Origin of the sequence: Cohaesibacter intestini (assembly GCF_003324485.1) — a bacterium.
In the GTDB taxonomy this organism is placed as follows: Bacteria; Pseudomonadota; Alphaproteobacteria; order Rhizobiales; family Cohaesibacteraceae; genus Cohaesibacter; species Cohaesibacter intestini.
Window position 1 is genome coordinate 37,481 of record NZ_QODK01000007.1, and the last position, 22,731, is coordinate 60,211.

20 protein-coding genes are annotated in these 22,731 nt (G+C 55.5%); 3 read left to right on the top strand and 17 right to left on the bottom strand.

Annotation, left to right across the window (positions count from 1 at the left end; translation table 11 throughout):
• The first annotated feature begins 350 nt into the window (after positions 1-350).
• Positions 351-2,396, top strand: coding sequence for a methyl-accepting chemotaxis protein (locus DSD30_RS19115; protein ID WP_198663059.1), 2,046 nt, complete (start codon positions 351-353; stop codon positions 2,394-2,396).
• A 120-nt stretch (positions 2,397-2,516) separates the two neighbouring features.
• Here the strand turns inward: DSD30_RS19115 and DSD30_RS19120 are convergent, their stop codons facing one another.
• The 14 genes from DSD30_RS19120 to pip all read right to left on the bottom strand — a co-directional run bounded on the left by DSD30_RS19120 (position 2,517) and on the right by pip (position 16,412).
• Entirely contained in the window at positions 2,517-3,311 is a 795-nt protein-coding gene (locus DSD30_RS19120) for a class I SAM-dependent methyltransferase (RefSeq protein WP_114011360.1), read from the bottom strand.
• A 39-nt stretch (positions 3,312-3,350) separates the two neighbouring features.
• Positions 3,351-3,986 carry a LysE family translocator gene (locus tag DSD30_RS19125; protein WP_114011361.1) on the bottom strand — a complete coding sequence of 212 codons (636 nt, stop codon included), beginning with the start codon at positions 3,984-3,986 and terminating at the stop codon, positions 3,351-3,353.
• The gene (locus tag DSD30_RS19130) at positions 3,970-4,641 is read right to left on the bottom strand and encodes a DedA family protein (RefSeq protein ID WP_114011362.1); all 672 of its coding nucleotides are present in this window, start codon (positions 4,639-4,641) and stop codon (positions 3,970-3,972) included. Before DSD30_RS19130 ends, DSD30_RS19125 begins: the two co-directional genes overlap by 17 nt.
• 6 nt (positions 4,642-4,647) lie before the next feature.
• Positions 4,648-5,055 (bottom strand): hypothetical protein, encoded by a 408-nt coding sequence (locus DSD30_RS19135; protein ID WP_114011363.1) that lies wholly within the window; start codon positions 5,053-5,055, stop codon positions 4,648-4,650.
• Between the two features lie 24 nt (positions 5,056-5,079).
• Positions 5,080-5,280, bottom strand: coding sequence for a cbb3-type cytochrome oxidase assembly protein CcoS (ccoS, locus tag DSD30_RS19140; protein WP_114011364.1), 201 nt, complete (start codon positions 5,278-5,280; stop codon positions 5,080-5,082).
• Between the two features lie 107 nt (positions 5,281-5,387).
• Positions 5,388-7,655: a heavy metal translocating P-type ATPase gene (locus DSD30_RS19145; RefSeq protein ID WP_114011365.1), complete on the bottom strand. Its 2,268-nt coding sequence runs from the start codon at positions 7,653-7,655 to the stop codon at positions 5,388-5,390.
• A gap of 27 nt (positions 7,656-7,682) precedes the next feature.
• On the bottom strand, positions 7,683-8,186 hold the full coding sequence (locus DSD30_RS19150) for a FixH family protein (protein ID WP_114011366.1): 504 nt from the start codon (positions 8,184-8,186) through the stop codon (positions 7,683-7,685).
• A gap of 124 nt (positions 8,187-8,310) precedes the next feature.
• The gene (gene ccoG, locus DSD30_RS19155; protein WP_114011367.1) at positions 8,311-9,762 is read right to left on the bottom strand and encodes a cytochrome c oxidase accessory protein CcoG; all 1,452 of its coding nucleotides are present in this window, start codon (positions 9,760-9,762) and stop codon (positions 8,311-8,313) included.
• A gap of 532 nt (positions 9,763-10,294) precedes the next feature.
• Complete coding sequence (gene ccoP, locus DSD30_RS19160; RefSeq protein ID WP_114011368.1) at positions 10,295-11,167, bottom strand: cytochrome-c oxidase, cbb3-type subunit III; 873 nt, start codon at positions 11,165-11,167, stop codon at positions 10,295-10,297.
• A 2-nt stretch (positions 11,168-11,169) separates the two neighbouring features.
• On the bottom strand, positions 11,170-11,322 hold the full coding sequence (locus tag DSD30_RS19165; RefSeq protein ID WP_114011369.1) for a cbb3-type cytochrome c oxidase subunit 3: 153 nt from the start codon (positions 11,320-11,322) through the stop codon (positions 11,170-11,172).
• A gap of 11 nt (positions 11,323-11,333) precedes the next feature.
• Positions 11,334-12,068, bottom strand: a complete 735-nt coding sequence (ccoO, locus tag DSD30_RS19170; RefSeq protein ID WP_114011370.1) for a cytochrome-c oxidase, cbb3-type subunit II — start codon at positions 12,066-12,068, stop codon at positions 11,334-11,336.
• Positions 12,069-12,080: 12 nt separating this feature from the next.
• Positions 12,081-13,712, bottom strand: a complete 1,632-nt coding sequence (ccoN, locus tag DSD30_RS19175) for a cytochrome-c oxidase, cbb3-type subunit I (protein ID WP_114011371.1) — start codon at positions 13,710-13,712, stop codon at positions 12,081-12,083.
• Positions 13,713-14,314: 602 nt separating this feature from the next.
• Positions 14,315-15,412, bottom strand: coding sequence for an AbrB family transcriptional regulator (locus DSD30_RS19180; RefSeq protein ID WP_114011372.1), 1,098 nt, complete (start codon positions 15,410-15,412; stop codon positions 14,315-14,317).
• Between the two features lie 46 nt (positions 15,413-15,458).
• A complete protein-coding gene (pip, locus tag DSD30_RS19185) occupies positions 15,459-16,412 on the bottom strand; it encodes a prolyl aminopeptidase (protein ID WP_114011373.1) in 954 nt (317 codons plus the stop codon).
• Positions 16,413-16,819: 407 nt separating this feature from the next.
• Here pip and DSD30_RS19195 point away from each other — a divergent pair, with 407 nt between their 5' ends.
• The gene (locus tag DSD30_RS19195) at positions 16,820-18,022 is read left to right on the top strand and encodes an alpha/beta hydrolase (protein WP_114011375.1); all 1,203 of its coding nucleotides are present in this window, start codon (positions 16,820-16,822) and stop codon (positions 18,020-18,022) included.
• Positions 18,023-18,126: 104 nt separating this feature from the next.
• Entirely contained in the window at positions 18,127-19,476 is a 1,350-nt protein-coding gene (gene hemN / locus DSD30_RS19200) for an oxygen-independent coproporphyrinogen III oxidase (protein WP_114011467.1), read from the top strand.
• Positions 19,477-19,672: 196 nt separating this feature from the next.
• On the opposite strand, the gene DSD30_RS19205 is transcribed toward hemN, so the two are convergent.
• The 3 genes from DSD30_RS19205 to DSD30_RS19215 form a co-directional block, all read right to left on the bottom strand.
• Complete coding sequence (locus DSD30_RS19205; RefSeq protein WP_198663060.1) at positions 19,673-20,401, bottom strand: Crp/Fnr family transcriptional regulator; 729 nt, start codon at positions 20,399-20,401, stop codon at positions 19,673-19,675.
• 376 nt (positions 20,402-20,777) lie between these two features.
• Entirely contained in the window at positions 20,778-21,395 is a 618-nt protein-coding gene (locus DSD30_RS19210) for a response regulator transcription factor (protein WP_114011376.1), read from the bottom strand.
• A 15-nt stretch (positions 21,396-21,410) separates the two neighbouring features.
• A complete protein-coding gene (locus DSD30_RS19215) occupies positions 21,411-22,727 on the bottom strand; it encodes a two-component system sensor histidine kinase NtrB (RefSeq protein ID WP_245418545.1) in 1,317 nt (438 codons plus the stop codon).
• Positions 22,728-22,731 lie beyond the last annotated feature (4 nt).

Consider the following 22,731-nt stretch of genomic DNA (forward strand, 5'->3'; position numbering starts at 1 on the left):
TATTACACAACAAACCTAAAAGTCTCTATTGAAAAACACCATCTACTCTCACTTTTTCTTGAAAAATGCAATTTTTCCAATCATTTATTTTAATCACACCTATATAAATACAGTACAAAGCAAAATATGTCAAAAAATTACCTTCCAATATCTTCAAAATTATAATTTCTATTTAGTAAATATTTATATTGAGCCAGTTAAAATTTCAAAATTAAAGTGGAAGCTATAAATCAACATAAGTGGACTGCCAGATGTTTGCCATATCGTCCTTACGTATTTCCCGCAAGCTCCCCGTCTTAGTTGTTCTGAGTGCTTTTCTTTGCGTTCTGGGAGTTGGATTTGCCAGTTTTATGACTGCGCGTGACAACATCCATACAATGCATGAGGAAGAGATACAGGCTCTTCTCAAGTCGCGGAAAGTCGAAATCGCAAAAAGTCTTGAACTGATCGACAAAGACTTGAGGATTGTTGCCGCAAGCCCGCTTGCCAGAGAAGCCATTCAGAGCTTTGGAGCGGCCTGGAAGGCTGTTGGTACGAACCCGCAGGCGGCTTTGGTAAAGGCCTATATCACTGGCAACCCGCATGATGTCGGCAAGAAGGACAATCTCGATGCCGCTGACACCGGTAGCCAGTATGATATGGTCCATGCAAAATTTCATCCATGGTTCCGCAAGTTGCTGCGCGAACATGGCTATTATGATGTCTTCCTGTTCAACAAGGAAGGTGACCTTTTCTATTCGGTATTCAAGGAGCAGGACTTCGCTACCAATCTGAATGAAGGACGCTGGAGGGATACCGATCTGGGCAATGCTTTCCGGGCTGCGGCCCAGATGACCAACGAAGAGGTCGCCTTTTTCGATTTCCGCCCCTATGGCCCCAGCAACGATGCGCCAGCCAGTTTTGTCTCCACCCGGATCGCCGATGAGACCGGCGAGACAATCGGAGTTCTGGCTTTTCAGTTGCCAAACATTGCCGACAAGGTGCTGACCAATCGTGCCGGTCTGGGCAAAACGGGGGAATATCTGATTGTTCGCAGCGATGGCACCATGCTGAACGAAAGCGACAAGACGCCGGGCGAGGACATGCTGAAGACCAAGATCGACAGCCCGGTGATTGCTGCCGCTCTGGCGGGCCGTTGGGAACCGGCCATCACCTCGGACTATCGCGACACCGAACTAACGACCTATGCGGTTCCGCTCGAATATCACGGCAACAAATGGGCAATCATCGCGGCTCAGGCAACCGCTGAAATCGACGCACCGCTTGTTGCCATGCGCAATCGCATGATGTTGATCGGTCTCGTCCTGCTCGCCATTTCGGGCATTGGCGGAGTGCTGGCTTCCCGCTCGATCACCAGACCGATCAGCGCTCTGGTCGCGGAAATGACAGATCTTGCCGATGGCAACACCGATGTGGCCCTGCTCAGCACCAGTCGAGGCGACGAGATCGGAGACATGACCAAGGCCGTCGCGGTTTTCCGAGACAATGCCATTGAGCGGCAGCGCCTTGCAGATGCCGCAGCAGCAGAGCAAAAGGCCCGCGAGCAACGGCAAATGACCGTCGAGTATCTGATCAAGAGTTTTGACAGTGATGTGAAGCAGGCGCTGGAAACCGTCGGCAGCAATACAACAGAAATGGAAGGCACGGCCAAGGTTTTGACCGGCATCGCGTCGGATACCTCTCAACGTGCCACCTCGGCTGCGGCGGCTTCCGAACAGGCCTCGGTGAATGTTCAGACCGTTGCGGCTGCGGCAGAGGAACTGGCCGCCTCGATCGAGGAGATCGGTCGACAGGTGGAGCAAACCAAACAAGTGGTGTCCGAGGGGACTCTGTCAGCGACAGAAACCAATGTCAAAGTATCGGCATTGAGTGACTCCTCGCAAAAGATCGGTGATGTCATCCGGCTCATTCAGGACATCGCCGAGCAAACCAATCTGCTCGCCCTCAATGCAACCATCGAGGCGGCGCGTGCTGGCGAAATGGGCAAGGGCTTCGCGGTGGTTGCCGCAGAGGTGAAGGAACTTGCCAATCAGACCTCGCGCGCAACCGAAGAAATTTCATCCCAGATTTCCTCGGTTCAAGGCTCAACCAAGGAGGCAGCCGATGCCATCGACCAAATCGCCCAGACGATGAACCGGATCAACGACTATACGAGTTCGATTGCCACGGCAGTGGAACAGCAAGGGGCCGCGACAACTGAGATCAGTGTCAATGTACAGCAGGCAGCACAAGGCACCAGCGAAGTTGCCTTCAACATGAGCGGTGTGACCGCTTCGATAACCGAGACCAATCAATCAGCCAATCAGGTGCTCTCTGCTTCGCAAGCGGTCTCCAGTCAGGCAGTCAATCTCAATGGACTGGTGGCCCGGTTTCTTGAAGAGGTGCGCGCGGCCTGATCGAATGTAAAGATGCAAATACATGAAAAGCCCGCCTTCGCGAGTTTTTGGGCGGGTTTTTGGGCGGGCTTTTTGCTGTTCTGTGCGTGTTTCAGACCATGTCTGTTGTTCTTTTGACTATCAGGGTTTTCGGGCTTCAATGAGCAGCAGGAAGGCCACCAGATCGCGCCAACGGGCCAATCTGGGAACGATGGCGCAGGCCTCGTCGCTGGGGCGGGGTTCTTCCATGCGGGTCAGCCGGAAACCAGCATCCGCGACCGCGTTGACATAATCCGCCATAGTGCGCGGAAAGCGCGGCACGGCGAAGGAAGCAACCGCATCAAGATTGGGGCGGCAGCCGAATTTCCAGTTTTCGACAAAGGTTTCGCGTGCAAAATAGCGCGCCTGACCAAAGCCGACCGCCTCCTGTTGATCGTTGGCCGGTTTCCACTGGACACCGGGAATGATGAAACAGGGATGGAGGATCGAGAAGGCGAGAAAGCCGCCCGGTTTCAGCAATCTGAAGGCTTCCCCCATGGCGCCGTCCAAATTCGGCCCGTCCATCAACGCCATGGTGGACAGCACCGCATCAAAGGAGCCGTCAACCAACTCTGTCTTGTCACAGAAAGACCCTTGCAGATAGCGGATACCAAGGGGCTGGTCCGCTTCCTGACATCTGGCATGGGAGAGCATGCCTTCGGACAGATCAATGCCGGTAACCTGTGCACCCATCCGGGCAAAGTGGCGGCTGTTGCCCCCTTCCCCGCAGCCAAAGTCGATCACGTCAAGCCCATGCAGGTCTGGCAGGAAGGCACGAAAGGCAGGCAATGTGAAATGTTCACGATAGGTGTCGTAGCCATTGCGCACGTCTTCCGCCCACTGGTCCGCATTCTGGTCCCAATGGGTGGCGACATCGCGAAGGGATATGTGTTTCACCGGGTGGCTCCTGGAGATGGATCAGAGACCGTCCCTAGCCTAGCGTTGGGAAGTTGCCAGACGGACGGCCAGCGCGACAAAGACCAGACCGGCCATGCGGTTCATGATCACTTGCGCCCTAGGATTATTGCTGAACCAGCCCCCAAGGAAACCTGCACCAAAGGCGATGCCACCGAAAACCAGCAAGGTGCAGGGGATAAACAGCATCCCGAGCAGCAGCAACTGCCCGGTCAGTGACCCATTGGCCGGGTCGGCAAATTGCGGCAGGAAGGCGAGGAAGAAAATCGCAACCTTGGGATTGGTGATATTCATCACGATACCGCGACGATAGAGCGCCATCAGGCTTGGTCCGTTGCCCGCGCCACCCTTCATCGGGATGGCGCTACTGCCGGCCCGGAACGCACCCCAGGCCAGATAGAGCAAATAGGCAGCGCCGACCAGTTTGAGCGCAGTGAAAGCCAGTGCCGAGGTTTGAAAAATCACCGCCACCCCGAAAGCCACCGCCGCGGTATGAACCAGCAGCCCGGTGCACAGCCCCAAGGTCACCACCAGCCCTGCCTTGCGACCATAAAGCGCTGATTGGGTCAGCACGAAAATATTGTCTGGACCGGGAGCAAGCCCAAGCGCGATGACAGCGGAGATGAAAACAAGCAAGGTGTCAAACGGGATCAGCATGGTCTTTGGGTCTTTCTTGAGAGGAGTGGACAGGCTGCATTTCAGCGTTGTCTGTCTGCTGAAGGCTGTAGCGCCGCCAGCTCGACCGCAGCCAAAGGGCCGCCATGATGGCCGTAGCAAAGGCCAACAGGAAGCCAATGCCGTTGCTGGTCAAGGTTGCCAATTCATAGATTCGGTCCGCGAAATAATACCCCATCAGACAATAGGCCGCGACCCAGAGTGTTGCACCGGCAAGCGAGGCAAGGGTGAAGGCATGCCATTTTACGCCAATCGCCCCACACAGATAGCTCATCCATGGCCCGAGTGGCGACAGGATGGTGCGGGAAAGCAGAATGGCGAGAATACCGCGCTTTTCAAGAAGGCTTTCAGTGCGCGCGATCAGCCTTCTCGTGCGCGCAGAGGCACGAAAGCGTTCGATCAGAGGGACGCCTGCCAGACGGGCGGCTCGAAAAGCGGTTTGATCGCCGATCAAATAACCCACAAGCGCCGCGGCCATGGCGCTGTAAAGATCGATATCGCCAGAGGCCGCAAAAGACCCGGAGGCCACCACCAGCATGGAGGCGGGCAACGGAATGGCGAGACAGGCCAACGCAACCGTGAAGAAGATCACCCAAAGGCCATAGCTCGGAATCAGCGCCAGTATGGTGTCTGTCATGGATTCTCACCTCCCGCCATCGCGTGAATGCGGTTTGGTGGGGGCGAAAATCTTGCGGCCTCTTTGGTCCCGGAGGATCTTGACCTTGCTCTGGGCATTGCGGACACGCCGCTCCAGCTCCTCAAGGCTGATGTCGAGCCCTTCGGCCACCTTTTTGATGGTGACACGCTTGCCTTCAAAGCGATCCAGCTGCATCACCTCGCGGATGATTTCAGGCGGCAGCTGATAGCTCATGCCGACATATTTCGGCGACATCCAAGGCTCCAAGGCCTGATTGCGATGAACGGGATCATGAAAATAGATGAAATGAAGTACGAAACGCGCGCCAAAGAAGACCAGAAAAGCCATGGCCAGCAAGAAGGCTGACAGAGCCAGTGGTTGCTCTTTCCAGAAATAGCGCAGAGCGTTCAGCATGCCTTATGGGATCCTTCGTTGCCCTCAGCCCTTTTTGTCAGTTGGTTCTGACTTGGCGTTGATCTTGGCCTGTTCTTCCGGTGAAAGATCGTCATCATCAAGGATGCGATAGGCTGCCCCCTGAATGTCCTCATATTGGTCGGACTTTAAAGACCAAAGGAAACCGACAAGGCCCAAACCGCCCAGAATGAGCGCAACGGGAATGAGAAACAACAGAGCATTCATGTCCGGATCCTACCTCTTGTCTTCACATCAGATCGGCGATGGTATTTCGTACAGTTAAATCATGGCGTCCGAATGAAGCCAATGACTTTTCACACAGTCTGACTGGCTTAGGGGCGATCTGCACCCGGTGCCTGATCATTCAGCGCTTCGTCAAAGGCGACATTGTCGGTGAACCAAGGATCACTTTTGGCCCGCGCCCGCAAGGCATTGAGGGTAACCACCAGCGATGAACCGGACATGGCAAGGGCTGCGATCAGCGGGGTGACATATCCGGCAATGGCGATGGGTACGGCGACAATGTTGTAAAGGGTCGCAAGCCACAAATTCTGTTCCATGATCCGACGCGCCTTCTTGCCGATATCAAGGGCATGGAGGACCGGGGCCAGCTTTTCCCCCAAGAACAGGGCATCCGAGGCTGCCTGACTGACATGGGCTGCGGTGACCGGCGACAGGGACACGTTGGCGGCGGCCAAAGCGGGGGCATCATTCAACCCGTCACCGACCATCATGACCTTATGGCCTTTGGCTTTTTCCGCTTCGATGCGGGCGATCTTGTCGGTGGGTGAAATGCCCGCCTCATAATGTTCGATGCCGAGTTCCGTGGCGATCGCTTCCACCGCACGGGGCTGGTCGCCGGACAGGATCAACAGGCTTTTGCCGCTGGCTTTCAGCTGGGCTATCACCTCTTTGGCGTCCGTGCGCAATTGCTGTTCAAGGGCAAAGACCATCGGGGCTTGCCCCTCGCGGGCAAAGGCCAATAGCGAAGCCATCGGATGGGCGACGCGAACAGTCTCGGCTTCCTTCTCAGCACCACAGAAAAGAGGAGAGCCGAGCCTTAATGTCTCCCCCTTCCATTCGGCGCTCAGCCCCTTGCCCTTTTCTTCCGTGACACCGGACATCGGGCTGATGCGCCGATCCATGCCTGCAAGGGCGGCGGACAGCGGATGGCTCGACGCCTTGGCTAACGCGATGGCAAGGTTGAGGCTTTCGGGATCGTAGTCCTCACCATTGACGATGCCTGCAATCGGGCGGGTCAAGGTGCCTGTCTTGTCGAACACCACCATGTCGATATCGGAAATCCGTTCCAGCGCGTCAGAGCGGTTGAGCAAAACCTGATTGCGAAACAGGGAGCCGGACGCCACCACTTGAACGGCAGGAATGGCCAAACCGAGCGCACAGGGGCACGTGATGATCAGCACTGAAATGGCGATGACCAGTGAGGGCTGCCAGCCAATGCCATAGAGCCACCAAGCGACAAAGGTCAGCGCCGAGGCCGTATGGACAATCGGGGCATAAAGCTCGGCGGCGCGGTCGGCCAGTTGGCGATAGCCGGATCGGGCTTCCATGGCATCATCGATCAGCCGGTTGACCTCATCGAGCAAGGTGCCCTTGGCGGCAGCCGTGACCGAAATGGTCAGAGCATGTTCGCCATTCAGCGTGCCTGCATAGACCGCATCCCCTTCGGCCACGTCGACCAGCTTGGTCTCGCCGGTAACAAGGCTCTGGTCGATTTGCGAGCTGCCGGACAAGACCGTGCCATCGACCGAGACTCGTTCGCCGGGGCGCACCAGCACTTTATCGCCGCTTTCGATCTTGGACAGGGGCACTTCGCGCAAGGCCCCGTCCGCAAACAGCTTCATCGCTGTTTCCGCCTTCAAGGCGGTCAAATTTTCGGCAAAAGAGCGGGTTTTCAGCCGCATCATGTGGTCGAGCCAGCGCCCAACCAAAAGGAAAAAGAGCAGCATCAGGGCGCTCTCGAAATAGGCGTGCTTCTCACTCTGGATGGTTTGCAGGACAGAGAGAAAGAGGGCCAGAATGACACCGATGGAAATCGGCACATCCATATTCACATGGCCCTTGCGCAACACCCGCCATGCGGAGCGGAAGAAGGGCTGGCCCGCATAGGCCGCCGCGGGCAAAGTGATGAAGGCTGAGAGCCAATGGAAGAAATCGCGCGTTTCATCGGTGATGTCAGAGACATTGCCCGACCAGACCGAAACCGACAGCAGCATGACATTCATCGAGGCAAAGCCAGCCACGGCCAGCGCGCGCAGCAGGCGCTGGTTTTCGCGTTGCTCGTCGCTTTTCACCCGGCCAGGATCAAACGGATGGGCGCCATAGCCAAGGCTGTTCAGACGTTGGAGTAGAATGTCGGGGTTGGTCTCTTCGGGATCCCATGTGACGGCCAGACGATGGGAGCTAAGATTGACGCGGGCATTGGAGACCCCGTCTAAATCCATCAGGCCCTTTTCGATCCGCGTCATGCAAGCGGGACAATAGATGCCCTCCACCGCCAGTGCCAGTTTCGACTTGCCATCTGGCAGGCTCTCTGAAAAGGCGGTCCAGTCGCGTTCTACCGTGTCTGAAGCGTTCATTTGTGGGTCCGTCTGGAGGAAATGGCCTTATTTCAACGAGATCGTGTCGAGGGACTGGAACTTGACTTCCCCCTTCTGCAGGGCCTCGAACTTGACCCGCCAGCGGCCCGGATCGAGTGCACCGATCTTGGCCTGATAGACGCCATCCGATGTAGATTCCAGGGTCAGGTTATGATCAAAATTCTCGGTTGCCGGGCGGCCGACATTGGCCTCGATGGTCAGATCGTCAATCGCATTGCCAAGCTTGTCTCTGGCGCTTACCACCAAATAGACTTCACTCTGACGACGTTTGAATTCAAGGCTCATGGCCCAGCCAAGGGCGTCCTGCGCGGCGGCTTCCGACAGGGTCTTGTTGAAATTCTGACTGGCCGTGTAAGGGCTTTTCTCAACCACGCCGGGCCAACTTGTGCGGGCGTAATAAACAAAGAAACCATTGGCGATGAACATCACGCCGAAAAAGCCGCAAATCCAGATAAAGACATGCCTGCCCGTGAGTTTCTTTTCTCCGCCTTGTTTTGTCTGCTCTGCCATTGGTCGCTCCCTCGCGCCGGGCCCTGCCTTTGATCGCTGCGACAAAGTCTCCGGTTTCACAAAGTGATAGAGGCTTTCGGCGGGAACCGGAAGCCTCTAATTCTATCTTTTTGGTAAGGTCGCTTCAGGGCGCCTTGAAATAGTCCTGCACGATCTGCGCTTCACCGGTTTCCGCGTCCCTGACGCTGAAGCTCACCGGCTGGGACTTGTCGAGCTGGGTCTTTGGCGGCGCAAAGACCTGAATGCGCAATTCCTTCGTGATGTCCTGATCGATCGGCACGATCATCGACGTTTCATCGCGGCTTTCAATGCCCACAGCCTTCATGGTGAAGCCTTGAGGTACATCGACCAGCGAAAGCTCGAAGTCGCGGGCGGTTGAAGCCTTGTTGATCAGACGGATCGTGTAACCATTGCGGATGGAACCATCAGACAGGGACACAAAGAGCGGGTTGCGATCATGCAGCACATTCATGTCCACCAAACGACGATTGATCAGCGAGAAGACCATCAGGCCACAGACCAAGGTGATCATACCGACATAAATGATGGTGCGGGGCCGGACAAAGCGATAGATGCTTTCCTTGCCTTCCAGATGACGCTGAATGTTGACGTCCGTGTCATAGTCAATCAGGCCGCGTGGTTTGCCGATCTTGTCCATGATGTTGTCACAGGCATCAATGCAGAGGCCACACTGGATGCATTCAAGCTGAGCCCCATCACGGATATCAATGCCCGTCGGGCAAACCGCGACACACTGGCCGCAATCAACACAATCGCCAGCATCAAGGCCTTCGGCTGCGCGGGCCTTCATTTTCTTCAGCGATCCACGTGGCTCCCCGCGATCAGTGCGATAGGTCACATTGAGCGCCCATTCATCGGTCAGGGCCGCCTGAATACGGGGCCATGGGCACATATAGACGCAAACCTGCTCGCGCATGTGACCGGCCATGATGTAGGTGGTCGCGGTGAGAATGCCGATCCAGACATAGGCCACCATTGGCGCCTGACCGAATGCCAACTCGGTCACGAGGGTCGGAGCATCGGCAAAGTAAAGCACCCATGCACCACCCGTCCACCAGGCGATCATCAGCCAGAGAAAATGCTTGAACAGCATTTTGCCAACACGCTTGGAGGTCATCGACTGCCTGTCGGCCTGCATGCGTTCGCGGCGATCCCCTTCAACCCAGCGTTCGACTAGCATGAAGAGATCAGTCCAGACCGTCTGGAAGCACATGTAACCGCACCAGACACGGCCAGCCAGAGCGTTCATCAGGAACAGGATCAGGGCGGCGAGGATCAACAGACCGGTCAGATAGTAAACCTCCTGCGGCCAGATCTCGATGAAGAAGAAATAGAAGCGACGCGCGGGAAAATCGATCAGGACGGCCTGATCCGGAGCACCCGGGCCACGGTCCCACCGCACGAAGGGCAAGAAGTAATAGATCCCGAGCGAAACGGCCATGAAGGCCCATTTGAAGTTGCGATAACGGCCCTTCACGCTTTGCGGATAGATCTTCTTAGCCGTGGCATAAAGCGACCCATCGCCTGTGTTGGTCTCTGGAGCTTCAACCGTCATTGTTACTCTCCTTGCAGCAGTGTCCTGCGCATGTCTTGGTCTTGGTAACTGTGGTCTGGGCGCCTTGGTCGAGGCGTCCGTTGTCTGGTCCGGATCATAGAGCAAATGTCGCAAATTTCAGTTCACGATCATGTGCTCCATACTGAAAGAAGGTGTTTGATTTCAATCCAGTGTCCCGAATTGCCTGCCAAGCACACGAACCTCCAGTATTAAATGGCATATAATCTACCAGTATTGTATTTCTGTTCTAGCGCTTCCACATTCCAGTGGTATATGACTTACTGCAAATCATCTGGAAAAATACCGAGGCAAATTGTCGCTGATAGCAAATAGGCTGCCTTTGAACGCAGCCATTTGGCATCAGCCACTGACATTGTGGGCAATCGCAGAAGCTCCGGTCGATCATACAAAATGGTAACCGGACAAGCCTCTTATTCACCCGCAGCCGAAGCTGAATGATGAAGGACCAGCACATGATGCGCTGGTCCTCTTTTTGAATGGGGCGCGGCATCCGCGCCCCGGATCTTATCGCTTACTGGCCACCACCACGGGTGTGGACATAGACGGCCAGAGACTTGATGGTCACAGGATCCAGACGCGCTTCCCAGCTTGGCATGACGCCCTTACGGCCATTGTTTATGGTTTCAATGATCGTTGCACGATCACCACCATAGAGCCAGATGGCGTCGGTCAGGTTTGGAGCACCGAAGTCCTTGTCACCCTTGGCATCTTCGCCGTGGCAGGATGAACAATTTTCTTCGAACAGCACTTTGCCTGCTTCCAGATCTGCCCCTTCAGGCGCATCGCCAGACAGGGACTGGACATAGCTGGCAACGGTTTCGATCTGTTCTTTTTCAAGAATCTCATCGCGACCAAAGGCCGTCATGTCGCCCATGCGCTCGTCTTCATGGCCAGACCGGATGCCGACGCGCAGGGTTTCGTGGATGGCATCTACCGTGCCACCCCAGAGCCAGTCGTCGTCCAACAGGTTCGGGAAGCCGGTGTTGCCAGCGGCACCCGTGCCATGACAGGCTGCACAATTGTCACCAAATGCTGCAGACCCCTGCGCCACTGCGAACTGGCGCAGTTTGTCGTCGGCAAGGATATCCTCGACAGAGGCTTCCTTCAGGCCAGCGCCCTGCTCGAGACGCTTGGCAACAAGCGCATCGTAGGAGGCCTGACCTTCGGCGCGGCTGGAATAACCAAACACGCCCTTGGTGTGGGTTTCCAGCAATGGCCATGCCGGATAGACGATCCAGTACCCAATGCCCCAGATGATGGTGACATACCAGGTCCACAGCCACCAACGGGGCAGCGGATTGTTGAGTTCTTTCAGACCGTCCCATTCGTGACCGGTGGTTTCTACCCCGGACAGGTGGTCGATTTCTTTGTTGTGATCACTCATTCTCAGTCCTCCCGCAGCGGCATATTGGCGGCTTCGTCGAACTTATCCTTGTTGGACGGCCAGAAGGTGTAGATCAGCACGCCCGCAAAGATCAGCACAAAATAGAGCAAGCCCCAGGTCTGCGCGAAGTTGGCTAAAGTTTCATAGGTTGACATGAACCCGCTCCTTAGCGAAGGTCTGCCTTCTTGTCATAGATCGAGAAATCGACCATGGTGCCCAGCATTTGCAGGTAGGCAACCAATGCATCCATTTCCGTCACCTTGTCCGGATTGCCGTCAAAATCACGATAGGTGATATCAGGATAGCGTTCTTCGAAGCCATCGATATTGTCATCATCGGGATTTGCCTGGGCCAGCATATCGGCTTTGGCATTGGCAATTTGCTCGTCCGTGTAAGGCACCCCGACCATCTTGTTGACCTTCAGATCAGCGGAGATATCGTTGATCGTCAGTTCCTTTTTGGCGAGGAACGGATAGCCCGGCATGACCGATTCAGGCACCACCGACCGAGGATCGATCATGTGATTAACGTGCCAGAGGTCGGAATATTTGCCGCCTACACGAGCAAGGTCCGGACCAGTACGCTTGGACCCCCATTGGAAGGGGTGGTCGTACATGGACTCGGCAGCGAGAGAATAGTGACCGTAACGTTCGATTTCGTCGCGCATCGGGCGGATCATCTGTGAGTGACACAGATAGCAGCCTTCGCGGATATAGATGTTACGACCGGCGAGTTCGAGAGGGGTGTAGGGACGTACGCCCTGTACCTTCTCGATGGTGCTTTTCAGATAGAAAAGCGGAACGATCTCGACGAGACCGCCGATGGCAACCACGATAAGGATGCCAACGAGCAGGAGCATGGAATGGCGTTCGAGAATGCCGTGTTTGTTCATCAATGACATGGATACCGTTCCTTATTCTGCAGGGACCAAAGCTGGATCTGCGGCGTCAACTTCCGCCTTCTCACCAACCTTCACGGTCATCCAGAGGTTATAGGCCATGATCAGGGCGCCGAGGACGAACAGCAAGCCGCCAATCGCACGGATCATGTAGAACGGATGCATTGCTGCAACAGTCTCGATGAAGGAATATTCCAGGAAGCCGAGCTTGTCGTAAGCGCGCCACATCAGGCCCTGCATGATACCGGAAACCCACATCGAGGTGATGTAGAGAACGATACCCAAGGTCGATACCCAGAAATGCCATTCAACCAACTTGTTGGAATACAGGCCCTTCTTGTTCCACAGCCATGGAATGAGGCAGTAGATCGCGCCGAAGGAGATGTAGCCAACCCAGCCAAGAGCACCAGAGTGAACGTGACCGATGGTCCAGTCGGTATAGTGCGACAGGGAGTTCACCGCTTTGACCGACATCAGAGGACCTTCGAAGGTCGACATGCCGTAGAAAGCGACGGAAACCACCATCATGCGCAGGACAGGGTCAGTGCGGAGTTTGTCCCAAGCGCCAGACAGGGTCATCAGGCCGTTGATCATACCACCCCAGGACGGCATCCACAGAATGACCGAGAAGGTCATGCCGAGGGTCTGCGCCCAATCCGGCAGAGCGGTATAATGCAGATGGTGCGGTCCAGCCCAGATATAGATGAAGATCAGGGCCCAGAAGTGCACGATCGACAGCCGGTAGGAGTAAACCGGACGCTCGGCGCGTTTTGGGATGAAGTAGTACATGATGGCAAGGAAGCCAGCGGTGAGGAAGAAACCCACTGCGTTATGGCCATACCACCACTGAACCAACGCATCCTGCACACCAGAGAAAACCTGATAGGACTTGATACCGAAAATGGAAACCGGAATCGACAGGTTGTTGCCCAGATGCAGCATCGCAATGGTGACGATGAAGGCGAGGTAGAACCAGTTTGCCACATAGATATGTGGTTCGCGGCGCTTCCACAGGGTGGCCAGAAAGACCAGCAGATAGGCAACCCAAACAATGGTCAGCCACAGATCGGCATACCATTCCGGCTCTGCATATTCTTTGCCCTGTGTTGCACCCAACAGATAGCCAGTGCCGGCGATCACGATGAATGCATTGTAGCCCAGAATGACGAACCAAGGCGCCACGCGACCCGGAAGGCGCGCATGCGAGGTGCGCTGTACCACATAGAATGAGGATGCCAGCAACACGTTACCGCCAAACGCAAAAATCACTGCAGAGGTGTGCAGCGGACGCAGGCGACCGAAGTTAATCCATTCCAGATCGAAGTTCAGGACCGGGAATGTCAGCTGCCAGGCGATGATGTCACCAACCAGGAAACCGGCAATACCCCAGAACATGGATGCAACCGTTGCAAACTTGATCGGGCCGAGGTTGTAGCCTGATTCATCGACGTCCGCTGGACGTTTGAAATAGGCATTGAAAATAAGAAATACGCCGAGGGCTGAGAATATCAGCCCGACGGTCGCGTGAAATGCCATGACGCCATCAACCGCTTTTGCAGCGATGGTCAGACACGCGAAGGCCAGCACAGTCAGGAATACTGCGAAAAGGCCTTCTTCAACAGAGAGTCTTTTAGTCGTGTGAGCCATCTTTAAGTCCCATCTGAACCTTTTTGTCTACCGAAGGGCAGCCACGGTTCAGCATATAAATTCGATCACCATTTGTTGCTTACGAATGCTTGATTTCGATCGCTAGTTGATCTCGGAACGCACTTCCCCCCAAAGGGTAGCAAAACCCTATGGTTCACCTCACTCATACGCTTTGACTCATATCAACGAAATGGGGGAGCCAGTTTCACACCTGCGACTCGTGGTCACAGCCCCTAAAAATCATGAATTTTGCATTCAGTTTTTAAATCCTTATATTACAGCATGTTAATAATGATGCAGCTAAGGTTCTGGATAAGTTCTCTCATCCGTAAGTGGTAGAAAAAAATATGCAGGGAGAATGCACTTTATACACGCTCATCGAGATGTATTGGGCAATTTTCCGATATGACAGGTTAGTTGCCACTACAAGTAGATTCCCTTATATTTTCCCATTACAGCGAAGTCTCCATTCACTTCGGCAGGCCCCTTCGCGCATCGGCGGGCTGTGGAACAGGGAATCAGCTCTGCATGAGGGGTGTTCGCCTGTGCAATCCAGTCGCCAGTTCAGCCAGCCAGCCCTGCTAGCCGCCTGCGCAGATCGCTCAAGCGTGCTCCTTGCGCCTTTGCGATCGGGTCAGGCGATCGGTGACAATCGGGGCGAAGAAAACAAGGCCGAGATAGCGCACCAGATGATGTCCGGCAACATAGGCAGGATTCATATCAAACAGGAAGGCCAACAACACCATTGCCTCGAAACCACCCGGAGAGAAGGCCAGAAAGACCTGGGCGAAGGGAAAGTCCAGCAACCAGGCGCATAGCGATGCGGTGCTGACGGCCATCAGGACAGACGCCGCAAGCGACAACAGCGAGATGCGGGTCAGATCCAGAAGAGTTCGGAGCGTGATACTGCCAAAACGAGCACCGATGAGGGCGCCGATGCTGATGAAGCCGATGATGGTGAACCAGTCCGGCAGCGGTTTTGTCAGGGTGCCGGTGAGATACAGACTGCCAGAGGTAAACATGCCGACAAGCAGCAACCCTGCGGGCACCTTCAGACGCTGGACGATCGGGGCCAGAAGCAAGACCGCCAGCAGCATAAGCCCCAAGGTTTCAAGTCCCACCGGATCTGGCTGGGCAGCAACCGCCCCCGTTGCGGCACTCATCCCTACGGCGGTTTCGCCTTTGGAAAAAGGTGACAGGGCGATCGGCAGCACAGCGAGCAGAACAAACAGGCGGATCGACTGAGCGATCGACACCCGAGGCATATCCGCCTTGGCGGCTTCTGCAATGGCCATCACATAGCCAAGCGCCCCCGGCAAGGAGGCAAACAGAGCGGAGGCATGATCCCATTTGCCGATATGACGCAGGACCGCATAGGCTCCCCAGGTCATGGCAAAGACATTGACCACCAAAATGGCGATGCTCAAAGGCCAGGTGGCGATGGCTTCAAGGGTTTCAGGTGAGAAACCTGTGCCAAGCACCAACCCAATCAGGACAAACGCAGCATCCCGCACCCAATCCGGCATGGTCAACGTGCGCCCCGCAAACATGGCGGCAGCGACAGCCACCAGCGAACCGGTGAGCCAGGAGGCTGGAAAATCGATCAGATGCGCCAGCCAGCCACCGATGAAGGCGATGCCATAAAGCTCGACCAAGTTCAGCCAGTTGACCTGTTTGATGGTGTGCAGCGATGGGCGCATTCAATGTCCTTTTGTTGGCTTTTGGTGAGATCCGCTTGTGGCTGGATCACACACCGGCAAAGGCGTCAGTGGTGGCGATCAGGGCTTCCAGTATACCCGGTTCATTAAAGGCATGCCCTGCCCCCTCGATCAGATGGAATGCGGCATCGGGCCACGCCTTGTGTAGGGCATAGGCATTGTGCATCGAGCATGGCATGTCATAGCGGCCATGGACGATTGCACCGGGAATGCCGACCAGCTTGGGCGCATCCCGCAGCAACTGCCCCTCTTCAAGCCATCCTTTGTTGGAGAAGAAGTGGTTTTCGATCCGCGCAAAGGCAATCGCGAAATGGTCGGCAGCAAAGCTGGTGCTATTGGCCTGGTCTGGCAGAAGGGTGATGGTTTCCCCTTCCCAAATGCTCCACGCCTTGGCGGCTTCCAACTGGACCGTCTCATCATCCGATGTCAGGCGCTTTCTGAAAGCAGCAATCAGATCACCGCGTTCTTCGGGGGGGATTGGCGCGACAAAGGCTTCCCATTTGTCCGGAAACATCTGATTGACGCCGAATTTGTAATACCAGTCAAGCTCGGCCTCAGTCAGGGTGAAGATGCCACGCAAAACCAGCTCGGACACATGCTCGGGATGGGTCTCGGCATAGGCGAGCGCCAAGGTCGATCCCCACGACCCGCCAAACACCATCCATTTTTCCACGCCCATCAGAGTGCGCAGCCGTTCGATATCCTCGACCAGATGCCATGTGGTGTTGGCAGTCAGGTCGGCATGGGGCAATGAGCGACCACAGCCGCGTTGATCGAACAACAGGATGTCATAATGATCGGGATGAAAGAGCTGCCGATGAACATCGGCACAGCCGCCCCCCGGCCCGCCATGCAGGAAAACAACCGGTTTGGCACCTTTGGTGCCTGCCCGTTCCCAATAGACCGCGTGGCCATCGCCAACATCCAACATGCCGTGATCAAAGGGCTTGATGGGTGGATAAAGTGGGCTTTGTGCGGGCATTGGCAAGCTTCCTTTTTTGGTGCGGAACATATCGAACAGAACAAGGGTCGGAGAAACACGCGTCGAGAAATAGCGACAAAACAGGCGTAGTTGGTGCAAGTCCAAGCCTGTCCAAGATGATCGAGACTGGCTATGAATGGTGTGGAGCGACTGGATTGGATGCACTTCGAGGCAGGGTGTCTCTTTCCATATCACGACCCTTTATCGGCCGCAAATGATGCTTATCTTGATCTGACAAGATTGACATCCCGGCAAAGAATGGGTGCGACATCATCAACCGTCGTTGCCATTGCGCAACATGGACAGCGCAAATCACTCAAGGCCATTTTGCTTGTTATGAAAAGCTGGTAAAGATGACAGCTCAAAGGTCTGTCGATACAGGCTGGAATGTGATGAATTGGTGAGAGATGATCAACCAACTGGCAGCTTTGCTTGAAGCGCCCCTGCACACTCAATCGAATGGCAAGATCGACACCCCGCGTCGCTTCGGGCTGGGCCTGCTTTTGGCTATGGGGCTGTTGCTCACCGGTTGTTCAGCGCCAACGGGCGTCAAGTTCATCTCGGCCTCCTCCAAACCCGCTGATCTGACGCAGGTCATGGTCGCCACGTCTCGCCTGCCGTCTGATAAGTCGGACTTCAACGGACGCCGCAACAGGGTGATCAGCTACGCCTCCTATGCGGTTTCCGTGCCTCCCATACACAAGGTCGGTCAAATCGAATGGCCCCAACGGGACCCGGATCCAAAACGCCATTTTGCCGTTGCCGCAAGCCAGCTCTATCAGAGTGAAGAGGCCTTCCGTCAGGCCCTCAATGCCCGTCTCAATGCGCCGGGCGTGCGGGGGTTAGACGGAAAGCGTGAAGCGATGCTGTTCGTCCATGGCTACAACACCGATTTCTCCGAAGCGCTTTATCGTGCGGCACAGATGAAGCATGATTTCGAACTGCCCTTCCCGCTGACCCTCTATAGCTGGCCATCTGCCGGGAAGCCGGAACTGTATATGTATGATCGGGACAGCGTGAAAGCCTCGCGGGATCATCTGGCGGACCTGATCGGCTTGCTCAACCGCTCTGACAGCGACCAGCTCACCCTTGTGGCCCATTCTCTTGGCACCGAACTGCTGATGGAGAGCCTGAGACAGCTGGCCTTGTCGAACCATGGTCACTTGCCAAAGAAAATCGGGGCCGTCATCCTGATCTCGCCGGATCTCGACATGGATGTCTTCAACAGCCAGCTGGCTGCTATCAAGACCTTGCCACCGGAGTTCGTGATCTTCGTGTCGCAAAAGGATGACGCGTTGGCCTTGTCGAGTTTCCTGACCGGAGACCATGGCCGACTGGGCAACACCATCGACGTGTCGAAGATCAAGCGCGGTGGCATTCAAGTTATCGATGTTACAGACTTCGAGGGTGGGGACGAGTTCAACCATATGACGGCGGTCACCTCGCCCAGCCTCGTTACCCTGATCAAGGGCCTTACGAAGTCCGGTCAACGGGGCATGCTGACCAACCAGGGGGAGCAAAGGAGCGTCTCACAAAAGGTTGTCAGCACGGCAACGCTGCCTATTTCGCTGGTGGTGCGGACCACCAGTGCCATTTTCGATCGCGACTGACGCCAATCTGGCCGATCCATTGTAGACCAAAGCGTGATATGACAATTCGGTAAGTTTTGACTTTTCTCAAAGCTGCCATGACAGCCTCAAAGCTAAATGCAGCCATGACCAATGTAACCCTGAAATATGCCACGCGTGCTGTGCCGCGCTACACATCCTATCCGACCGCGCCGCATTTCTCGGCCGATGTCGACAGGAATGTCTATGCGTGCTGGCTTGAGACGATCGATCCGGCAACGCCGATCTCTCTCTATCTCCACGTGCCCTTCTGCCAGTCCATGTGCCATTATTGCGGCTGCTACACCAAGATCACCAAGCAGGAAAAGCCTCTGCAGGACTATGCAGACATGCTGGTACGCGAGGTGGAGCTGGTGGCCAGCAAGTTGCCCGACGGTCAGCCGGTCAGTCACATCCATTGGGGCGGAGGCACACCCTCCATCCTGCCCCATGATGCCTTTTTGCGGGTTGTCGATGCGCTTCGCAGGCATTTCACCTTCACCGAAGGGATGGAGCATGCGATCGAACTGGACCCGCGCACGGTAACACAGAGCCTTGTCAACACTCTGAAGGAAGCCGGGATCAACCGGTCCAGCCTCGGCGTGCAGGATTTCGATCTCAAGGTACAGGAAAGCGTCGGTCGCGTTCAGCCGTTCGAGCAGGTGGAAAAAGCGGTTTCCCTGCTTCGCTCTGCCGGGATCGCGGAGATCAATCTGGATCTGATGTATGGCCTGCCGCACCAGAGCAGAGAAACGATCCGCAACACGGTGGAACTGGCAGCCAAGCTTGATCCGACCCGTCTGGCCCTGTTTGGGTATGCCCATGTGCCATGGATGAAGAAGCATCAGCGCCTGATCCCCGAAGATCTCCTGCCCGATGCCTCCGAACGGATTGCCCTGTTTGACGATGCGACCGAAGCGCTCGCCGATCATGGCTACGAGAAGATCGGCCTTGATCACTTCGCCAAAGCGGACGACCCGCTGGCCGTTGCGGCACGCGAAGGTCGGATGCGGCGCAATTTTCAGGGCTACACCACCGATGAGGCGGATATTCTGATCGGCATCGGTGCCTCCTCTATCGGCAAGATGCCGCAGGGCTACATTCAGAACAGCCCCGACTTTGCCGGTTGGGTGCGGGCGATCGAAGCCGGCGACCTGCCGATCGTTCGGGGCTTGGAAATGGATCCGGATGACCGGGCACGGGCTGCCATCATCATGTCGATCATGACGGCCTACGAGGTGGATGTCGCCGCTATTGCCGACGACTTCGGTGTGGCTCTGGCACCGCTACGGGCCTGCTATCCGCAATTGTCTGAACTGATCGCCGATGGCGTGGCAGATCGCGATGGCGATCTGGTCCGGGTAACCCACGCGGGCCGACCGCTTGTGCGACTGGTTGCTGCCGCTTTCGATGCTTATCTTCAGGCAGGCAAGGGGCGTCATTCTGTTGCGGTCTAGGCGTGATCAAAGCCAATTGTCGCGGTAGGAAATCGAAAAAGCCGAGGCCACCATGTCGGGGGCGCTCGGCTTTTTTTGAGACAGAATTTTGACACAAATCGAACTGCGACAATTTGTCCGTGGAGCTTTACCTATATTAACGACTAGGTAAAACACCGATTATTCGATTATTGCATAAAAATACGTAGAATCACTATCAATACTTGCCCGTGAGGTGACACAGACCGCAGACATTCATGATCCGAATCCGGTCTTGCTTCTCCATCGTGATGACTTTCCGACGCTTCATGTCCGAGAGAACACGGCTGACGGTTTCGATGGTCAGGCCGAGATAGTCGGCGATTTCCTGACGGGTCATGTGCAGCGTAACGACGCTTTCATCGCTGTCGGTGCCTTGAGGGCCGATGCAGGCAAAGTCACCCCGGTGCGGCACGAAGCGCATCAGGAAGGAAGCAACCCGCTCATGCGCCGACTTGCGCCCCAGCAGGACCGCATGCTCATGCAGGCTCTGAACCTGTGACACGAGACATGTTTTCATATGCTCCTGAATGGTCGAAGAGCTTTCAGCCTCCTTGCGGGAGACCATGTGAACAAGCGTTTCCGTCAGAGTTTCTGCTGAAGTATCATAGACTTCGCCAGCGGGAACACCAAACAGATCGCCCGGTCCGAGAATCTCGACGACCTGACGGCGACCATCGGGCAGCAGTTTGTAGAGCATGACCGAACCGTCAGCGACTTCATAAATGTTGTTGGCTGGGTCGCCTTCAAAGAAAATGATGCCATGGGCCGGGAATGTCTTGTGTCTGCTCTGATCGCTGGACATGATTCCTTTGTTTTCCGTCTCCGCCGGATAGGAAGATCGAGAAGCCACGTTGCCGCTGGCCATGCGGTGGCCCGACATTTTAAGAATACGCTCTTCCGACATGTTTCCCTACTCCCGTTCCTGAAGCGATCACTCAAAGAAACCCATCCCCCGCTTCGAGGATTGTGAAAATCTATACGACATGTTTCTTTGTGCTGCAATTGGTCGCGCTCAAAAACGATACTACACGTAATTACCCTTAGTCCCAAAGGGAAAAAAGTCTCCAATGGTTTTCGAGGTGCGAAAGATTTTTTTGGATAACTATAATTAAATTAAAAAGACATATCTTTCAGATAGATACAAAAAAACCGGATTGAAATCCGGTTTTTGTCCGATGAGTCTTGAAACACATCTTCTTTTCGAAGCCCGCACGAAGCCCAAATGCGCGCGCGCTCGGCAAATCATTATTCACGCAGATCGGCAGAATCCGGTCGCTGGTTTAGCGACCGGTCAGCACGATACGAACAAGATCTGCGGTATTGCGGGCCTTGAGCTTTTCCATGATCCGTGCACGGTGAACTTCAATCGTGCGCGGCGAAATTGCCAGATGCTGACCCGCTTCCTTGTTGGAGGCACCCTGAGTGATCTGCAACAGAACGTCGCGTTCACGTGGGGTCAGGCTCTCCGCATGTGGGAAACTCCAGTTTGCCAAGGTCGACTGACCGGCATCCGGGGTCTTGTTGACCGTTGCCAGAATCTTCTCGATCCGATTGACCACTTCGGTGCCGTCAAACGGCTTTTCGATAAAGTCATGGGCGCCCTGTTTGATGGCGGCTACGGCCATCGGAATGTCACCCTGACCAGAAATGATCAGAACGGGGGCTGCGATGTGGCGGGCAGCCAGTTCTTCCATGACCTCAAGGCCGGAGCGACCGGGCATATGAACATCCATCAAAATGATGGATGGTACGGATTCACGCAGGCCGGAGAGGAAATCCTCCCCATTGGAGAAGGTTTGAACCTGATAGCCTTCCAGCTCGAACAGAACGGACAAAGCGTCCCGGACGGCTGGATCATCATCGACGATATGAATAGAAGGGTGCAGATCAGTTGTCATTCGTTGCCTCTTGGCTTATTCGGGCGTTTTTGATGCCGTCGGAGCACTGTCACTCTGCCAATCATCGTCAATGTCGGTCACATCGGGATCGTCCGATGGGTCTTGCGACAAAGGGGATACGATGGGCAGGGTCAGGATAAAACAGGCCCCCGGCTGGTTGATATCGGTTGGTGCCAATTCGAGGCTCCCACCATGATTCTGGGCAATGGACCGTGCAATGGCGAGCCCCAGCCCCATGCCATTGCGCCGTTCGGAGTCAAAGGCCTTGAACAATGTATCCCGATGGGAATCGGGAATGCCCGGGCCGGTGTCCTTGAAGTGAACCACAACACGTTTTCGCAGATCCTCCTGTTCGGAAGGCACCGAAACCGTGATATTGATGTCCCGTTGATCCTGATCACGCATGGCCTGAAAGGCGTTGCGCAACAGGTTGAGGAAGATCTGCTCGATCTGAACGGGATCGACCGCAACTGCAGGCATGTCATCCGTGGCCGTCAGATTGACATGCACATCCGTTGCAGCAAAGCCGACGAGCGCCAGTTGATGCGCACGCTGAATGATATCAACGATATTGCAATGGCTACGCTCGGGCTCCTTCTTTTCTATGATCGACCGAATGCGTTGTAGCAAGGAGGCGGAGCGCTGGGCTTCCTGACGGGCCTTGCCACACAACTCGGTCAGCTTGTCCAGATCTTCCTGGTCAAGTTGCTGGGCGCAGGGATTGGCGTTCAGTTTGCGCTCGATCGCCTGCAAATAAAGAATGATGGCGGTCAGCGGCTGGTTGAGCTCGTGGGCAACGGTGGCCCCCATCTCGTCCATCGCATTGATCCGCGTCATCTGGTTGAGTTCGGTCTGCAGGCTGCGCAGGCGCCCTTCGGCGTCTTTGCGGGGGCGCAAATCACGCAGCACACCGATGAACTGCTTGCCGTCCTCGGTTTCGGTCACGCCGACCGACAGGTCGAATGGAAACGTGCTGCCATCCTTGTGGCGGCCCTGCACCTCACGACCGATGCCAATGATCGAATGCTCCCCGGTGCGCAAGTAGCGATCGACCCATGCATCATGGTGACGGGCATATTTCATCGGCATCAGGATATCGACGCTCTGGCCAACCACTTCCTCGGCGGTATAGCCAAACAGCTTTTCCGATGCCTTATTGAAGAGGAGAATGCGCGAATGGGCATCCATCAGGCAGATGCTGTCAGCCGCCATGTCGAGCAATGACATCAGGCGGGCGTCGATCTGTTCAAGCGGACGAAATGGCACGGCCTGTCTTTTAGGCGAGGTTTCGTCCATTCGCTTGGGACCGTTGATGGTTACCGTTGCGTCCATATCA

Excerpts from the sequence above, each read along its gene's own strand:
- DSD30_RS19115 (WP_198663059.1), top strand. The coding sequence starts at position 351 with ATGACTGCGCGTGACAACATCCATACAATGCATGAGGAAGAGATACAG.
- DSD30_RS19125 (WP_114011361.1), bottom strand. The coding sequence starts at position 3,986 with ATGCTGATCCCGTTTGACACCTTGCTTGTTTTCATCTCCGCTGTCATC.
- DSD30_RS19130 (WP_114011362.1), bottom strand. The coding sequence starts at position 4,641 with ATGACAGACACCATACTGGCGCTGATTCCGAGCTATGGCCTTTGGGTG.
- DSD30_RS19135 (WP_114011363.1), bottom strand. The coding sequence starts at position 5,055 with ATGCTGAACGCTCTGCGCTATTTCTGGAAAGAGCAACCACTGGCTCTG.
- ccoS (WP_114011364.1), bottom strand. The coding sequence starts at position 5,280 with ATGAATGCTCTGTTGTTTCTCATTCCCGTTGCGCTCATTCTGGGCGGT.
- DSD30_RS19145 (WP_114011365.1), bottom strand. The coding sequence starts at position 7,655 with ATGAACGCTTCAGACACGGTAGAACGCGACTGGACCGCCTTTTCAGAG.
- DSD30_RS19150 (WP_114011366.1), bottom strand. The coding sequence starts at position 8,186 with ATGGCAGAGCAGACAAAACAAGGCGGAGAAAAGAAACTCACGGGCAGG.
- ccoG (WP_114011367.1), bottom strand. The coding sequence starts at position 9,762 with ATGACGGTTGAAGCTCCAGAGACCAACACAGGCGATGGGTCGCTTTAT.
- ccoP (WP_114011368.1), bottom strand. The coding sequence starts at position 11,167 with ATGAGTGATCACAACAAAGAAATCGACCACCTGTCCGGGGTAGAAACC.
- DSD30_RS19165 (WP_114011369.1), bottom strand. The coding sequence starts at position 11,322 with ATGTCAACCTATGAAACTTTAGCCAACTTCGCGCAGACCTGGGGCTTG.
- ccoO (WP_114011370.1), bottom strand. The coding sequence starts at position 12,068 with ATGTCATTGATGAACAAACACGGCATTCTCGAACGCCATTCCATGCTC.
- ccoN (WP_114011371.1), bottom strand. The coding sequence starts at position 13,712 with ATGGCTCACACGACTAAAAGACTCTCTGTTGAAGAAGGCCTTTTCGCA.
- DSD30_RS19180 (WP_114011372.1), bottom strand. The coding sequence starts at position 15,412 with ATGCGCCCATCGCTGCACACCATCAAACAGGTCAACTGGCTGAACTTG.
- pip (WP_114011373.1), bottom strand. The coding sequence starts at position 16,412 with ATGCCCGCACAAAGCCCACTTTATCCACCCATCAAGCCCTTTGATCAC.
- DSD30_RS19195 (WP_114011375.1), top strand. The coding sequence starts at position 16,820 with ATGATCAACCAACTGGCAGCTTTGCTTGAAGCGCCCCTGCACACTCAA.
- hemN (WP_114011467.1), top strand. The coding sequence starts at position 18,127 with ATGACCAATGTAACCCTGAAATATGCCACGCGTGCTGTGCCGCGCTAC.
- DSD30_RS19205 (WP_198663060.1), bottom strand. The coding sequence starts at position 20,401 with ATGTCGGAAGAGCGTATTCTTAAAATGTCGGGCCACCGCATGGCCAGC.
- DSD30_RS19210 (WP_114011376.1), bottom strand. The coding sequence starts at position 21,395 with ATGACAACTGATCTGCACCCTTCTATTCATATCGTCGATGATGATCCA.
- DSD30_RS19215 (WP_245418545.1), bottom strand. The coding sequence starts at position 22,727 with ATGGACGCAACGGTAACCATCAACGGTCCCAAGCGAATGGACGAAACC.